At 61.0% G+C, this 13873-nt stretch carries 17 protein-coding genes; 7 read left to right on the top strand and 10 right to left on the bottom strand.

The features are described from left to right. Positions 1-4 precede the first annotated feature (4 nt). From ahbB (B7L09_RS01950) to B7L09_RS01915, 8 genes are read right to left on the bottom strand one after another with little or no spacing between them, the layout of a single operon-like run. Positions 5-508, bottom strand: coding sequence for a siroheme decarboxylase subunit beta (ahbB, locus tag B7L09_RS01950; protein ID WP_010460160.1), 504 nt, complete (start codon positions 506-508; stop codon positions 5-7). Continuing rightward, positions 483-926: an Lrp/AsnC family transcriptional regulator gene (locus tag B7L09_RS01945; protein ID WP_010460162.1), complete on the bottom strand. Its 444-nt coding sequence runs from the start codon at positions 924-926 to the stop codon at positions 483-485. Before B7L09_RS01945 ends, ahbB (B7L09_RS01950) begins: the two co-directional genes overlap by 26 nt. Continuing rightward, positions 919-1434 (bottom strand): siroheme decarboxylase subunit beta, encoded by a 516-nt coding sequence (ahbB, locus tag B7L09_RS01940; RefSeq protein WP_010460165.1) that lies wholly within the window; start codon positions 1432-1434, stop codon positions 919-921. The genes B7L09_RS01945 and ahbB (B7L09_RS01940) overlap by 8 nt, the downstream gene beginning before the upstream one ends. Then, positions 1431-1889 carry an Lrp/AsnC family transcriptional regulator gene (locus B7L09_RS01935; protein WP_010460166.1) on the bottom strand — a complete coding sequence of 153 codons (459 nt, stop codon included), beginning with the start codon at positions 1887-1889 and terminating at the stop codon, positions 1431-1433. Before B7L09_RS01935 ends, ahbB (B7L09_RS01940) begins: the two co-directional genes overlap by 4 nt. 1 nt (position 1890) lies before the next feature. Further along, the gene (locus B7L09_RS01930) at positions 1891-3069 is read right to left on the bottom strand and encodes a cytochrome D1 domain-containing protein (protein ID WP_010460168.1); all 1179 of its coding nucleotides are present in this window, start codon (positions 3067-3069) and stop codon (positions 1891-1893) included. Next, positions 3066-3389: a c-type cytochrome gene (locus tag B7L09_RS01925; protein ID WP_010460170.1), complete on the bottom strand. Its 324-nt coding sequence runs from the start codon at positions 3387-3389 to the stop codon at positions 3066-3068. The genes B7L09_RS01930 and B7L09_RS01925 overlap by 4 nt, the downstream gene beginning before the upstream one ends. Positions 3390-3408: 19 nt before the next feature. Further along, on the bottom strand, positions 3409-3723 hold the full coding sequence (locus B7L09_RS01920) for a c-type cytochrome (protein ID WP_042932083.1): 315 nt from the start codon (positions 3721-3723) through the stop codon (positions 3409-3411). A 24-nt stretch (positions 3724-3747) separates the two neighbouring features. After that, a complete protein-coding gene (locus B7L09_RS01915; protein ID WP_010460174.1) occupies positions 3748-5439 on the bottom strand; it encodes a nitrite reductase in 1692 nt (563 codons plus the stop codon). 199 nt (positions 5440-5638) lie between these two features. On the opposite strand from B7L09_RS01915, the gene B7L09_RS01910 reads away from it, so the two are divergent. The 6 genes from B7L09_RS01910 to B7L09_RS01885 all read left to right on the top strand — a co-directional run bounded on the left by B7L09_RS01910 (position 5639) and on the right by B7L09_RS01885 (position 11303). Next, positions 5639-6430, top strand: a complete 792-nt coding sequence (locus B7L09_RS01910) for a CbbQ/NirQ/NorQ/GpvN family protein (RefSeq protein WP_010460176.1) — start codon at positions 5639-5641, stop codon at positions 6428-6430. After that, on the top strand, positions 6414-7001 hold the full coding sequence (locus B7L09_RS01905; RefSeq protein WP_042932082.1) for a cytochrome c oxidase subunit 3 family protein: 588 nt from the start codon (positions 6414-6416) through the stop codon (positions 6999-7001). The genes B7L09_RS01910 and B7L09_RS01905 overlap by 17 nt, the downstream gene beginning before the upstream one ends. 10 nt (positions 7002-7011) lie before the next feature. After that, the gene (locus tag B7L09_RS01900) at positions 7012-7269 is read left to right on the top strand and encodes a cytochrome C oxidase subunit IV family protein (protein ID WP_042932080.1); all 258 of its coding nucleotides are present in this window, start codon (positions 7012-7014) and stop codon (positions 7267-7269) included. A 242-nt stretch (positions 7270-7511) separates the two neighbouring features. After that, positions 7512-7952 (top strand): c-type cytochrome, encoded by a 441-nt coding sequence (locus tag B7L09_RS01895; protein ID WP_010460184.1) that lies wholly within the window; start codon positions 7512-7514, stop codon positions 7950-7952. Positions 7953-7955: 3 nt separating this feature from the next. After that, positions 7956-9383, top strand: a complete 1428-nt coding sequence (locus B7L09_RS01890) for a cbb3-type cytochrome c oxidase subunit I (protein ID WP_010460186.1) — start codon at positions 7956-7958, stop codon at positions 9381-9383. Between the two features lie 78 nt (positions 9384-9461). Then, positions 9462-11303 carry a nitric oxide reductase activation protein NorD gene (locus tag B7L09_RS01885; protein ID WP_042932810.1) on the top strand — a complete coding sequence of 614 codons (1842 nt, stop codon included), beginning with the start codon at positions 9462-9464 and terminating at the stop codon, positions 11301-11303. Positions 11304-11318: 15 nt separating this feature from the next. On the opposite strand, the gene B7L09_RS01880 is transcribed toward B7L09_RS01885, so the two are convergent. Continuing rightward, positions 11319-11519, bottom strand: a complete 201-nt coding sequence (locus tag B7L09_RS01880; RefSeq protein ID WP_010460191.1) for a hypothetical protein — start codon at positions 11517-11519, stop codon at positions 11319-11321. Beyond that, the gene (locus B7L09_RS01875; RefSeq protein WP_010460193.1) at positions 11516-12199 is read right to left on the bottom strand and encodes a Crp/Fnr family transcriptional regulator; all 684 of its coding nucleotides are present in this window, start codon (positions 12197-12199) and stop codon (positions 11516-11518) included. The genes B7L09_RS01880 and B7L09_RS01875 overlap by 4 nt, the downstream gene beginning before the upstream one ends. Before the next feature lie 482 nt (positions 12200-12681). Here B7L09_RS01875 and B7L09_RS01870 point away from each other — a divergent pair, with 482 nt between their 5' ends. After that, on the top strand, positions 12682-13872 hold the full coding sequence (locus B7L09_RS01870) for an NnrS family protein (RefSeq protein WP_010460195.1): 1191 nt from the start codon (positions 12682-12684) through the stop codon (positions 13870-13872). Position 13873: the final 1 nt, after the last annotated feature.

Genomic DNA, 13873 nt, shown 5'->3' with positions numbered 1-13873 from the left:
GTGTTCAGTGCGAAACGACAGGTAATCGCAAGCCGGTTTTCTTCAGGATGCGGCTGCTCACCAGCATTTCGTCGGCAGCAGAGGCCTCGCCCAACAAATAGCGCAGGTGCTCGCGGTAGCTGTTGATCTCATCGCGGCTGCGGCCATGCACCATGGCGAACAGGTTGTAGCGCCATCCGGTTCGGCGCGGGCGGCGATAGCAGTGGCTGACGAAAGGCTGCGCGCCGATCAGCGCGCCGAGGCGCGTTATGTCGGTGTCGCGCACATCCCAGACCGTCATGCCGTTGTGGCGATAGCCCAGTCGGTAGTGATTGGGTACGGCGGCAATGCGCCGAATCGCGCCCTCGGCCTGCAAGCGCTTAAGTAGGTCCAGGGTGGATTCGATGCTTAATTCCAGTTGTTCGGCGAGCCACGCCCACGGGTCATCCAGCAACGGCAGACCGGCCTGGGTCAACGCAATCAGACGCTGGGCGAGGGTGTCTTCAGACCGGGAAATACAGACCGACATGGTAAGTCTCCTCCTTAGGCAGGTTGAGCAGGGGCAGGCCGGTCAGGGTTTCGATGCGCTGCAGCGTCTCGGCGATGCCTTCTTCGGTCGCGCAGCCAAGCACGAACCACATGTTCCAGGCGTGTTCGCGTCGGTAGTTGTGCGCCACTTCCGGCAGGCCATTGAGCTGTTCGGCGACGTCATCGAAACGTTCTTCCGGCACCGCCAACGCGGCGAGGGTGAAGGCGCCGCCCAGCCGTTCAATGTCGAACATCGGGCCGAAGCGTGTGAGCACGCCATCAGCGAGCAGGGTGTGCAATCGGTCGAGCAGTTCAGTGCTGCTGCTCTGCAGTTCGGCCGCCAATACCCGCCAGGGGTGGCGCACCAGCGGCAAGCCCAATTGCAAACGGTTGATCAGTCGGCGGTCGAGGTCATCCATGGGTCGGTACTCCGGTGCGCGAGGGCGCAAAACGGCCGCCGCACTGTTTGAAGACCTGGGTGCTGAACAGTAATTGATGGGGCAGGTCGCTCAGTAGATGCTCCTCCAACAACGCCTGGATCTGCGCCTCAACCTGCTCACGTTGACGCCCGTGCACCATGCAAAACAGGTTGTACCGCCACTGCGGCAGGCGCCGGGGCCGCTGATAGCAGAGGTTGATGCCGGGCGCTCGCCCCAGGCGCTGGCCGACTTCGTCAATCAGCGCATCGGGAATATCCAGCACCAGCATGGCGTTGGCGGTAAAACCCAGTGCGCGATGGTGCAGCACCAGGCCGATACGGCGAAACAGCCCTTGCTCGCTCCATTGGCGCATCTGTTCGAGTACCTGGTTTTCGTCAGCGTTGAGCCGTTCGGCGAGAGCCTGATACGGGCGCGACACCAGCGGCAACCCGCCTTCGAGGTGCCGGCGCAGCGCCAATGCTTGTTTGGGGTTCAATCCTGGTGTCATGAGTTTTCTCCCAGGGCAAAGCCCAGGTCGATGCGGTAGGCGGTCAACATCGGCAGGTCCAGCGGCATGAGGCCGGTGTCGTCCTCCAGTTCCTTGAGCACGCGGTCGATGTGTTGGCGATCAGGGCCGGTCAGCACAAACCACAGGTTGTAGAAATGCTCCCGTGCGTAGTTGTGATTGACCTCCGGGTACTGACTGACGCGATCGGCCACCTGTTGCAGGCGGTCAGCGGGCACGGCGAGGGCGGCGAGGGTGCTGGCCCCGGCGCGGCTGTGTTCGAACACCGGGCCGATGCGTGAGAGGGTGCCGGCCTGATCCATTTCTTCCAGGCAGGCCATCACCTGGGATTCGCGGCAACCGAGAATCCTGGCCATCTCCTTGTACGGTGACGGACACAGCGGCATGCCGTGCTGAAAGCGGTCGATGAGTTGGCGGCTGAGTCGTTCAAGGTCCATTTCAATACCCCATTTTCTGCGCGCGACTGCTGAAGAAGATGCCGCTCGGTGCTCTGGCGGGCAGGGTGCTCAGCAGCTTCAGGCGGTACGGATCCCAGACCTGGACCTGATCACCGTCGCGTAATGACAGCCACAATTGGTCGCCGCGTGCGGTGAATTCCATGTGCAGCACCGCTGGCCCGGGGCGCAGATCGGCGACCACGGCGTGGGTTTCGGTGTCGATGACCTGAACCCGATCGTTGTCCGGGTAGGCGAAATTGACCCACAGCTGCCGACCGTCCGGGCGCGACGTGACGAACACCGGTTGGCCGGCCACTGGAATCACGGCGGTCTGCTGCCAGGTGCGTGAATCCATCACCAACACTTGATGCCGGCCGACGGCGGGCACGAAGGCCTGGTTATCGGCGACGGCCCAGCCTTCCAGGTGCGGCATCTTGTAGACCGGGAGTTTCGCCTGACCGCGTCCGTAATCGCCGAGTACTCGCTGCACGCCGCGTTCTGGATGCCAGAGGTCGAGTTGCGCCATGCCGTCTTCACCGAACAGGCCGGCCATGTAATAGCGTCCGTCCGGGGTGATCAAGGCATCGTAGGGTTGCTCACCAATGCCGGTGAAACGGCTGATTTGTGGTGTGCTGCCCTGACTGAAATCGGCGGTCCAGATCTCGCCGGTATCGAACAGGCTGAAGACAAAACGTTGCCCCGGCGCGTCGACCAGGCCGACCACCCGGGAGCGCTTGCTGCCATCGGCCAGGGGCGTGGCCGGAATATCGGCCACCTGCTGAAGGGTTTCGGCATCAAAGACCTTGACCCCGCCGGGCACGTAGTTGGACACGGCGATCAGCTTGCCGTCCTGACTGATGGCGCCACCAATGCTGTTGCCGCCCTGGATGACGCGATGGTCGATACGCCAGGTCAGCAAGTCGATTTTGCTCAACCCGCCGTCGCGCCCGAACACATAGGCGTAGCGCTGGTCACGGGAGAACACCACCGAGGCATGGGACAGATCGCCCAAACCCTCGAGTCGGGCCAGTGCGGTTTGGGTGTCGCTTTCGATGATTTGTACGCTTGCGGTGGCGCGCTCCACGACCAGGCCCAAGTCGCCGGTGCCACGCAATGGTGGCTGAACGCAAGCGGACAACAACAGCCCGGTCGCCGCTGACAGCAGGATTGAACGGATCATGGTGCGGGATATCCCTGGAGAAGTAGATCGACCAGCCAACGGATGTCGCCGGGGCTGAGCAACGGGGCCCAACCGGGCATCGCGGTGCCGGGCCGGCCTTGGGTGACGGTGGCAATCAGGCTGTCCCTGGATTTGCCGGCCAGCGCTGCGCGCGTCAGTTCGGGGCCTAGCCCGCCAGTCAGGTGCAGCCCATGGCAGGCACCGCAGTCCTGGGTCAGCAGGTGTGAGAGTTGCGCCTGACGCTGGGCGTCCGGCGCCGCAACCGCGGTTGCGCAAATGAGGAGGAGGGCCGCCAGAATCACAGCGTGTCGATACACCATCAAGACGCCCTCCTGGCGGTTATTTGAGTGTCAGTACCCAAGTCGCGAGCGTTTTCGCTTCTTCTTCAGTCACCGGGTTGGCCGGCATGGGCATCGGCCCCCAGTTGCCTTGTGTACCGTTCTTGATGTGGCTCGCGAGGGTGTCCACGGCTCCGGGTACGCCAGCGTTCTTGGCCGCTACATCCTTGAGCGCAGGGCCGACAATCTTGGTGTCGATGGAATGACAGGCTGCGCAGGGTTTGCTCTTGAACAGCTCCAGCGCGTCTTGGGCCATGGCCGGTTGCACACTCAGCGCAGCGGTCAGGGCGAACAGTGAAAACAGAGTATTTTTCATGGTGTTTCCTTGCATTGATGGAGCTCAATAGATGTCGTGTTGGGTGTTGTAGACGTTGAACTTTCCGGTGGGTGTGATCAGTCGCTTGTCCTTGATGACTGACTTGAGCTTCAGTGTTTTGTCGTCGATCACCACCAGCGCCGACTCGTCTGCCTGGCCACTCCACACGGAGAACCAGACTTCATCGCCGGCCTTGTTGTATTCCGGTTGCACGACGCGCATGGCGCCTTGCTTGATGCCCGCGTATTCAGCGATGGGCAGCACGGTGTAGCCGGCGTCGAGTTTGTCGAGGTTGAACACCGCCACTGACTGGCTGAGTTTTGTATCCGGGTTGAGGGTGGTATCGACGTACAGATGACGGGAGTTGGGATGGGTTTTGATGAACAGCGATCCACCGCCCTGACCCTTGAGCGAGGCGACCTGCTTCCAGGCGTATTGCGGGTGTTTGGTCGGGTCGGTGCCGATCAGCGAGATACCGTCATCACCCAGATGGCTGGTGGCCCAGACCGGGCCATAGGTCGGGTGGTTGAAGTTGGCGCCGCGACCCGGGTGAGGGGTTTTGCCGACGTCCACCAGCGCGGTCAACTTGCGCTCCTTGGAGTCGATCACGGCGACCTTGTTGGAGTTGTTGGCGGCGGTCATGAAGTAGCGGTGCGTGCTGTCCCAACCGCCGTCATGCAGGAAGGGCGCAGCATCGATGTAGGTGACAGTGAGGTTTTTGATGTCCTGGTAATTGACCAGCATGACCTTGCCGGTTTCCTTGACGTTGACGATGAACTCCGGCCATTCGTGGGAGGCGATGATCGCCGCGACCCGGGGCTCCGGGTGATATTCCTGTTTGTCGACGGTCATGCCGCGGGTCGAAACGATCTGCTTCGGCTCCAGGGTTTCGCCATCCATGATGGTGAACTGCGGCGGCCAATAAGAACCGGCGATGGTGTATTTGTCTTCGTAGCCCTTGAACTTGGAGGTCTCGACCGAGCGCGCCTCGATGCCCACTTTGACTTCGGCGACCTTGGTCGGCTCCACCGGCCACAGGTCGATCATGTCGATCCGGGCGTCTCGACCGATCACCAGCAGGTAGCGGCCTGAGGCAGAGATTCGCGAGATGTGCACCGCGTAACCGGTCTCGATGAGTTTGACGATCTTCTTGCTGTCACCGTCGATCAGGGCGATCTTGCCGTCATCGCGCAACGTCACCGAAAACAGGTTCGGCAGGTTGAGTTTGCTCAGCTGCTTCTTCGGACGATCTTCGGGTTTGACCAACACTTTCCAGGTTTTCAGCGTCTCGGCCATGCCCCATTCCGGTGGCGTCGGCGGCGTGTGCTGAATGAACTTGGCCATGACCGTGATCTGATCCTTGGTCAGTGCATTGGACGTCCCCCAGTTCGGCATGCCCGCCGGTGACCCGTAGGTAATCAAGGCTTCCAGATACGGTTGCCCGCGGCTTTGGGTAATGTCCGGCGTCAGCGGTTTGCCCGTGGCCCCTTTGCGCAAAACGCCGTGGCAGCCTGCGCAGCGCTGGAAGTAGATTTCCTTGGATGAGTCGAACTCGGCCTGGCTCATGTCGGGAGCGCCAGCGGTTTTAACCATGGGCAGGTTGGCCACCGCTGCGGCGGGCTCTTCAGCGCTGGCGGCATGACCCACCGCCAGGGCCAGTGACGAACACAATGCAGCGCGGGTCAGGGCAAACGTTTTTCTATTGCTGATCAGCATTCCATTTCTCCTCAGGCAAGACCTTTGCGATGTGCTGAAACGGCAGCGCAGAACGCAGGTTCTTAGTGCCGTGCAAGGCTATGCCCGAGCAGGCCAATGTTCGCTTGACGACGATCAAGTTTGCCGGCCATCTCACTTGCCAGGTTGTCGCAGGGGCCCGTAGCGTGTTCCTTGAATCCGCTTTTGGAACAGGCAGCCCATGGACCGTAACCCGTCTTGCGAACCCTTCTATCAACCGCTCAACAATGAGGAGGCGCTGTTCGAGCAAGCCTGGCGACACGGCATGCCGGTGCTGATCAAAGGCCCGACGGGATGCGGCAAGACCCGCTTTGTCCAGCACATGGCTCATCGGCTGAAACTGCCGCTGTACACCGTGGCTTGCCATGACGATCTGAGCGCGGCCGACCTGATCGGCCGCCACCTGATCGGTGCCCAGGGCACCTGGTGGCAGGACGGACCGCTGACCCGCGCGGTGCGTGAAGGCGGCATCTGTTACCTCGACGAAGTGGTCGAGGCGCGTCAGGACACCGTGGTGGTGTTGCATCCATTGGCCGATGATCGTCGTGAACTGTTCCTGGAACGCACCGGCGAAGTGCTGAAGGCGCCGCCGTCCTTCATGCTGGTGGTCTCCTACAACCCCGGTTACCAGAACCTGCTCAAAGGCATGAAACCCAGCACCCGCCAACGTTTCGTGGCGATGCGTTTCGGCTATCCACCGGTGGCCGACGAAGAACGTATCGTGGCCCGGGAAGCCCAGGTGGACACCGCGCTGGCGGCGCAAGTGGTGCGGTTGGGCCAGGCGCTGCGCCGGCTCGATCAACATGATCTGGAAGAGGTCGCCTCAACGCGGCTGCTGATCTTTACCGCGCGCATGATCCGCTCCGGCATGAGCCCGCGTGAGGCCTGCATGGCCTGCCTGGCCGAGCCGCTGAGCGACGATCCGTTGACCGTTGCCGCGCTGATGGACGTGGTCGATGTCCACTTCGGCTGAGTCCACGGGCGTCTTTCGCCGTCACTTGCCGGGCGATCTGGCGATGTGGTTTTTCATTCTGGCCGAGCTGTCGGTGTTCGCCATCCTGATCCTGGCGTTCGCCGTGACCCAAGCGCTCAAACCGCAGATGTTCAGTGAAAGCCGCCTGTTGCTGAACACCTCAACCGGGTTGGCGATGACCCTGAGCCTGCTCACTGCGGGGCTGTTCGCCGCGCTGGCGCAGGAGCAAGTCAGGCGCTCGCGGCCGCGTCACGGTGCGGTCTTCCTGCTGATGGCGTTACTCGCCGCCAGTGTCTACGTGGTGCTGAAACTCACGGAATATCGGCACTTGCTCGCCTCGGGGCTGGGCATGGAGCACAACACCTTTTTCACCCTCTACTGGATCCTCACCGGTTTTCATTTTCTCCACGTACTGCTCGGCATGGTCATTCTCGGGTGGCTCGCGGAGCGCTGTCGCCGTGGCTTGTACGACGCCAGCAAGCGCAGCGGGTTTGAATCCGGCGTGCTCTATTGGCACATGGTCGATCTGATCTGGGTCATGCTGTTTCCGCTGGTCTACGTGCTGAGTTGACGAGGTTCTCATGTCTGTTTCCAGGGTATTGCTCGTCTGTTGGGCGGCGCTTGCCACGTTAAGTGTGTGCACGGTGGCGTTGGCCCACTTTGGCGCGACATCGCTGCTGTCGATGGCCATCTTGCTGGTGGCGGTGGGCAAGGCGTGGCTGATCACCGATGGCTTCATGGAGATGCGCCACGCACCGCGACTGTGGCGCCGGTTGATGTTGAGCTGGGCGCTGGTGTTGGCGGCGGTTGTAGGCCTGACGCTGGAGGTGGTCCGCTGAAGGAATACAGCCCGTAAAACAGCCCGACTTTCAACGTGGGAGCGAGCCTGCTCGCGAAGGAGCCGTCACATTCAACATCCAAGTTGACTGACACTCTGCCTTCGCGAGCAGGCTCGCTCCCACATTCGATCTGCGTTGTCAGTAATACCCGACCAAAACCATCTGACTTTCTTGATCGCCATCAAGCAGGTTCTAACCCTTCGCTTCCTATCATGGACGGGCCAAGCAAAGAGGAAGCGACCATGTCAGAGACCTTCACCAAAGGCATGGCCAGGAATATCTATTTCGGGGGAAGCATCTTCTTCTTCCTGATATTCCTGGCCTTGACCTATCACACGGAACAGACCTTTCCGGCCCGCAGCAATGAGGCGCAGCTCACCGAATCCGTGGTGCGCGGAAAGTTGGTCTGGGAGCAAAACAATTGCATCGGCTGCCACACGCTGCTGGGCGAGGGCGCCTACTTTGCGCCTGAGCTGGGCAACGTGTTCCAGCGGCGCGGTGGGGAAGCGGGCTTCAAACCCTTTCTGCATGCCTGGATGAAAATGCAGCCACTGGGTGTACCCGGCCGGCGCGCGATGCCGCAGTTCAAGTTGAGTGACCAGGAGGTGGATGACATCGCCGAGTTCCTCAAATGGAGCTCGAACATCAACACCAATGGCTGGCCGCCAAACAAGGAGGGCTAAGCGATGAGCATTGCTAATCCGCATCTGAAATTTGCCTCGCAAGCCGTGGCCAAACCTTACTTCGTGTTCGCCCTGATACTGTTTCTCGGTCAGGTGCTGTTCGGATTGATCATGGGCCTGCAATACGTGATAGGGGACTTTCTGTTCCCGATCATTCCTTTCAACGTGGCGCGGATGGTGCACACCAACCTGCTGATTGTCTGGCTGCTGTTCGGGTTCATGGGCGCTGCCTATTACCTGATTCCGGAAGAGGCCGACCGCGAACTGCACAGTCCGAAGCTGGCGATCATCCTGTTCTGGGTCTTCGCCGCCGCGGGTGTGCTGACGATCCTGGGCTATCTGCTGGTGCCGTATGCCGGCCTGGCCAGGCTGACCCACAACGAATTGCTGCCGACCATGGGCCGGGAGTTCCTGGAGCAACCGACCATCACCAAGATGGGCATTGTGGTGGTGTGCCTGGGCTTCCTCTACAACATCGGCATGACCCTGCTCAAAGGTCGCAAGACCACCGTCAGCATGGTGATGATGACCGGGTTGATCGGGCTCGCGGTGTTCTTCCTGTTCTCCTTCTATAACCCCGGCAACCTGGCCCGCGACAAGTTCTACTGGTGGTGGGTGGTGCATCTTTGGGTGGAAGGCGTGTGGGAACTGATCATGGGTTCGATGCTCGCGTTTGTCCTGATCAAGATCACCGGGGTAGACCGGGAAGTCGTGGAGAAATGGCTGTATGTGATCATCGCCATGGCGCTGATTACCGGGATCATCGGCACCGGTCACCACTTCTTCTGGATTGGTGCGCCTGAGGTCTGGTTGTGGGTCGGTTCAATCTTCTCGGCACTCGAACCGCTGCCGTTCCTGGCCATGGTGATCTTCGCCTTCAGCATGGTGAAGAACCGCCGCCGGCAACACCCGAACCGCGCCGCCACCCTGTGGGCCAAGGGAACCGTCGTCACAGCGTTCTTCGGTGCTGGCGTCTGGGGCTTCTTGCATACCCTGGCTCCGGTCAACTTCTACACCCACGGTTCGCAACTGACGGCGGCGCACGGCCACCTGGCTTTCTACGGTGCTTACGCGATGATCGTGATGACCTTGATCAGCTACGCCATGCCACGACTGCGCGGGTTGGGTGAAGCAGGCGATGAGCGCTCGCAGACCTTCGAAATCTGGGGCTTTTGGTTGATGACCCTGTCGATGGTGATGATCACGCTGTTCCTCACCGCAGCCGGTGTCGTTCAGGTCTACCTGCAACGCTGGCAGGTCGATGGTGTTGCGTTGCCCTTCATGGCCACGGTCGAACAACTGCAGGTGCTGTTCTGGGCCCGTTTTGGGGCCGGTCTTGGTTTCCTTGCGGGACTGCTCTGTTATCTGTTCAGCTTCAAGCAACGTGCCCGCGCAGCCTTGCGCGCCCCGGCGGCCGTGGTGCCTTCATGAGCTGCTGTCAAGGTTAGAAAAGGTCGGCCCGGCTGATACAGCGGGCCGTTTTTTTGCTTTACAAAAAGGGCAATGATCATGGCCTTTACCGTCGAACTGGAAGAGTGGGTCGGCAGCGTCTGGCATCGCTTCATCACCCGGCGCGCCAGCCCGGACTTCCCCGAAGCACGCGTTGAACTGGCCAGCCAGCAACGTCCGCTGGCGCTGCTGTTTCGCGCCATGGGCGGCGCCAGTGGCATCGGTGTCGAAGCCGCCAGCGACCGCGATCTGCTGTTGCGGCGCAACGTGTTGCAGCAGATCGCCGGCACCTGCAAGCAAGTGCCCCTGGCGTGGTGCGATGCGAGCAACCTTCGTCTACCGTCGAGTCTCGCGGTGTTTCCCGAAGTCGCACTGAACGAAGAACTCTATCGTTGGCTCGCCTTGCTGGCGGCACAGGCCGGCCAGATGCGGCACTGGGGACGGGACAATCAACGCTGGACGCAACTGCTGTTAGGGCGTTATCCCGCGTTGCGTGCCCGGTACAAACGTCTGGTCGATGCTCACCTGCAATTGCGCCCGGATCCGGCCACATTGAGTAGCGGCGAAGCGGCCCTGGAACGGGCGTTATGCCAGGCGCTGCGCGAGCCCGGCAGTGTCGAACATTTTCCCCGCAGCGAACGGGCCGCGTGGCCGCTGCCGCTGTGGTTGTACCCGCCGCGAAACCTCGCGAGCCCTCAGGCTGCCGACCTGGGGGAGGAGTCCGAAGAATCGTTGACGACCCCGCCCGGTGAGCAAAAGGGCGCAAGCAAACGCGCCAAGCGGATAGATGAAAGCACCCGTGACGGCGGGTTGTTGATCGTGCGTCTGGAGAACCTGTTCAGCTGGACCGAACACGTGGACCTGGATCGCTGGTCGGACGACAGCGAGGACCCGGACGCGGCCAAAGTCGCCGAGGACCTCGACGAGTTGAGCCTGTCGCGCACCCGTCTGCGCAAGGGCGGCGGCCTCAAGCTGCACCTGGATTTACCGCCGGCCGATGTCGACGATATTCCCCTGGGCGAGGGCATCAAGTTGCCGGAGTGGGACTATCGCAAACAGCAGATGCAAGACGCCTTCGTCAATCTGCAAATGATGGTGCCCCGGGACTGCGAGGCGCAGCCACTGCCGCCACGGCTGAAAGCTTCGGCGCACCGTCTGCGGCGCCAGTTCGAGCACCTGCGCAATGACCGCCAATGGTTACGCCAGCAACCCCAAGGGTCTGAACTGGATATGCAGGCCTGGCTGGATTTTCACGTTGAACGCGAGCATGGCCAGTGTGCGGAACGCGGTTTGTTCATGGAACAACGGCAGACACGCCGTGACCTGGCGTGCCTGTTGCTGGCCGATGTGTCGATGTCCACCGACGCGCACCTGAACGATGAGCATCGGGTGATTGATGTCATCCGCGACAGCTTGCTGCTGTTCGGTGAGACCCTGTCGGTGCTCGGTGATGATTTCGCCTTGTACGGGTTTTCCTCGTTGCGCCGTCATCAAGTGCGGATGCAGGAACTCAAGTCTTTCACCCAGCGTTATGACGACAACACCCGCGGGCGTATTCAAGGGCTCAAACCGGGTTATTACACGCGCATGGGCGCCGCCATCCGCCAGGCCACCCAACTGCTGGGCAAGAGCAAGCGCCGCAGCAAACTGTTGCTATTGCTCACGGATGGCAAACCGAACGATCTGGACTTGTACGAGGGACGTTACGGCGTTGAAGACACCCGCGAAGCGGTGCTGGAGGCGCGGCGCAAGGGGTTGACGCCGTTCTGCATCACGATTGATCGCGAGGCCGGGGATTACCTGCCTTACATGTTCGGCGCCAATGGCTACACCTTGATCCGTCAGCCCGAGCAATTACCCCTGCGATTGCCGCAGCTGTACCGCCAGTTGACCCAACCTTGAGGGGGGTACGCAGCATCAACTGATGCCGCGTGGCAGCCAGAAAAACATCGTCACGCAGAAGATCGTCAGGCCAATGCAGAACCACGTGAATCGGCGCAGCCGACGTTGCGCCGCGTGTGCGGCCAATACTGGCAAGGGCATGCCGCACTGGCGGCACTCGGTTTCTTGTGCGGGGTTGGCGCGTTGGCAATACAAGCAGACGGGCATGGCACTCACTCAAACTGCTCCAGGCGCAGACGATCGAGAATGGCGATCTGGCGGCCGTCCTGGGTGATGATGTTTTCATCGATCAGGCGACGGATAATCCGCGAAAAGGTTTCCGGCTGGATCGACAGGTGCCCGGCAATCAGTTGCTTGGCCATTGGCAATTCGAATTGGCTGCCAACGGTTTGCTGGCGCACCAGTTGCGTCAGCAGATAACGCACGACCCGGTGGGTGGCGTTTTTCAGTGACAGGGTTTCGATTTCGTTGACCCGTTGATGCAAGCGAACGCACAGCTTGCCGAGCAGCGCAAAGGTCAGTCGGCTGTTACTTTGCAGCAGGCGCATATAGGTGCTGTTGGATAACCGATAGAGCTGAGTGGGGCAGATCGCTTCGGCCGAGGCCACATAGTTCGGGGTGTCCATCAGCATCATCGCTTCGGCGAAGGTTTGCCGGTCACCAATGACCTCAAACACTTTCTCCTGCCCGTCGGGCGTCAGGCGATAGATTTTCACCGCGCCGGCAATCACGAAATAGAACGAGTCTGCCGGCTCGCCCTGACGGAACAACGGTTCGCCTTTGTCGATGCTCAGCAAATGGCTGGTACTCATCAACTCATCCAGCTGTTCTTCGTTCAACGGCTCGAACAAGTGATGACTGCGCAGAATCTGGTGATGGACGCGATGAAGCACCATAAGAATTCATCCTGAAGTTTGAAGAGGGGATGGCGATCAAGTCAAACGAGGCCCAGCGAGACACCGCTGGCCAACGCCAGCACCGAGGTCAGCACCACAAACCAGGCCAATGGCTGGATGACTTTTTTCATGACGACTCCTGGGATCGAGAAGGATCAGGTTTTCCTTAATTTTGAACCATTGAGCAAGACGCGGGCCATCCCTGGAGTCCTTTGTTTAGTGGGGTTGCCAGATAGGAGGGTAAAAACGACCACGGGGTTTAGGGTTCAAATAACCCTTTGATGGTCATTTCTACCCTGGCCCGGTCCCGCAGGGGCGCGGGTTCTCTCACCACAGCGGGCGAATGAACATCAGGGCACGGCCCTTGCACACTTGATCTGCGACAAAGGCAATTAATCGTCAATACCCGATGATTGCCCCCGGACTTGCCTCGACGCGTGTGGGTTGGCGTCAGGTCAGCAGCAAGGTAAAGGAGTAGCTTTATGCAAGTGCTTGACCGCCGTAAAGCGATGGCTATCGCGCCGCTGTTGCGTTTGGCCTTTCGGCCGTTTTTCCTCGCCGGCTGCCTGCTGGCGGTGTTGGTCATTCCGCTCTGGCTGTTCGCCTTCAGTGGTGAGCTTTCCGGCTGGCAGCCGGCGGGTGGCTGGCTGAACTGGCATCGACACGAATTGCTGTTCGGATTCGGCTTGGCGATCATCGCCGGCTTTCTGCTGACGGCGGTGCAGACCTGGACCGGTCGCCCCGGCATCAGCGGGCAACCACTGGCCATGCTGGCGCTGCTGTGGTTGTTGGCGCGCGTGGCCTGGCTGGTCAATGCACCGTTGCCGGTGCTTGCGGTGCTGGAACTGGCGTTCCCGCTGGCGGTGGCTGCGCTCATGGGATTCACCTTGTGGAAGGTGCGGCAGAAACGTAACTACCCCATTGCGGTGGTGTTGCTGCTGTTAGCAGCGGCCGATGGGTTGTCCCTGTATGGTCTGGTCGAAGGTCATGAAGGCTGGCAGCGTCAAGGCGTGTTGACGGGTATGTGGCTGGTGGCGGCAATGATGGGTTTGATCGGTGGGCGCGTCATTCCGTTCTTCATCCAGCGCGGCCTCGGCAAGGTCGAGGGCGTAACCCCTTGGCCGTGGCTGGATTGGCTGCTGCTGATTGGCTCACCGCTGGTAGCGTTGCTCTATGCCGCGGGACCTGCGCTTGCCCCCGATTTCTGGGTGGGCCTGTTGTTCGCGGTGTTGGCCGCTGGGCATCTGGTGCGCCTGGTGCGCTGGCATGATCGCGCCCTCTGGCATGTGCCGTTGTTGTGGTCGTTGTACCTGGCTTATGCCTGGCTGGCGGTGGCCTGTCTCGGGATGGCGCTGTGGCATTTCGGTGTGCCGATCAATCCGAGTCTGGCGGTGCATTGCCTGACCATTGGCGCCATGGGCGGCCTGGTGCTGGCGATGATTGCACGGGTCAGCCTGGGGCATACCGGCCGCGCGCTGGAGCCGCCGTCGGGCATGACCCTGGCGTTCATTCTGCTCAACCTGGCCTGTCTGAGCCGGGTCGTGTTGATCCTGTTTTTCCCCTTGCCGGCGTTGTGGCTGGCCGGTCTGTGTTGGGTGCTGGCGTTTGCGCTATACGCCTGGCGCTATGGGCCGATGCTGTTGCAGTCCCGGGTGGACGGCCATCCGGGCTAAG

The sequence above is a fragment of the Pseudomonas mandelii genome (assembly GCF_002251635.1).
In the GTDB taxonomy this organism is placed as follows: Bacteria; Pseudomonadota; Gammaproteobacteria; order Pseudomonadales; family Pseudomonadaceae; genus Aquipseudomonas; species Aquipseudomonas mandelii_B.
Note: the sequence above shows the minus strand (reverse complement) of the source record. Positions and strands in the feature narration are given on the sequence as shown.

What these genes read in the sequence shown, in the direction of transcription:
- ahbB (WP_010460160.1), bottom strand. Translation starts at nt 508, where the DNA reads ATGTCGGTCTGTATTTCCCGGTCTGAAGACACCCTCGCCCAGCGTCTG.
- B7L09_RS01945 (WP_010460162.1), bottom strand. Translation starts at nt 926, where the DNA reads ATGGATGACCTCGACCGCCGACTGATCAACCGTTTGCAATTGGGCTTG.
- ahbB (WP_010460165.1), bottom strand. Translation starts at nt 1,434, where the DNA reads ATGACACCAGGATTGAACCCCAAACAAGCATTGGCGCTGCGCCGGCAC.
- B7L09_RS01935 (WP_010460166.1), bottom strand. Translation starts at nt 1,889, where the DNA reads ATGGACCTTGAACGACTCAGCCGCCAACTCATCGACCGCTTTCAGCAC.
- B7L09_RS01930 (WP_010460168.1), bottom strand. Translation starts at nt 3,069, where the DNA reads ATGATCCGTTCAATCCTGCTGTCAGCGGCGACCGGGCTGTTGTTGTCC.
- B7L09_RS01925 (WP_010460170.1), bottom strand. Translation starts at nt 3,389, where the DNA reads ATGGTGTATCGACACGCTGTGATTCTGGCGGCCCTCCTCCTCATTTGC.
- B7L09_RS01920 (WP_042932083.1), bottom strand. Translation starts at nt 3,723, where the DNA reads ATGAAAAATACTCTGTTTTCACTGTTCGCCCTGACCGCTGCGCTGAGT.
- B7L09_RS01915 (WP_010460174.1), bottom strand. Translation starts at nt 5,439, where the DNA reads ATGCTGATCAGCAATAGAAAAACGTTTGCCCTGACCCGCGCTGCATTG.
- B7L09_RS01910 (WP_010460176.1), top strand. Translation starts at nt 5,639, where the DNA reads ATGGACCGTAACCCGTCTTGCGAACCCTTCTATCAACCGCTCAACAAT.
- B7L09_RS01905 (WP_042932082.1), top strand. Translation starts at nt 6,414, where the DNA reads ATGTCCACTTCGGCTGAGTCCACGGGCGTCTTTCGCCGTCACTTGCCG.
- B7L09_RS01900 (WP_042932080.1), top strand. Translation starts at nt 7,012, where the DNA reads ATGTCTGTTTCCAGGGTATTGCTCGTCTGTTGGGCGGCGCTTGCCACG.
- B7L09_RS01895 (WP_010460184.1), top strand. Translation starts at nt 7,512, where the DNA reads ATGTCAGAGACCTTCACCAAAGGCATGGCCAGGAATATCTATTTCGGG.
- B7L09_RS01890 (WP_010460186.1), top strand. Translation starts at nt 7,956, where the DNA reads ATGAGCATTGCTAATCCGCATCTGAAATTTGCCTCGCAAGCCGTGGCC.
- B7L09_RS01885 (WP_042932810.1), top strand. Translation starts at nt 9,462, where the DNA reads ATGGCCTTTACCGTCGAACTGGAAGAGTGGGTCGGCAGCGTCTGGCAT.
- B7L09_RS01875 (WP_010460193.1), bottom strand. Translation starts at nt 12,199, where the DNA reads ATGGTGCTTCATCGCGTCCATCACCAGATTCTGCGCAGTCATCACTTG.
- B7L09_RS01870 (WP_010460195.1), top strand. Translation starts at nt 12,682, where the DNA reads ATGCAAGTGCTTGACCGCCGTAAAGCGATGGCTATCGCGCCGCTGTTG.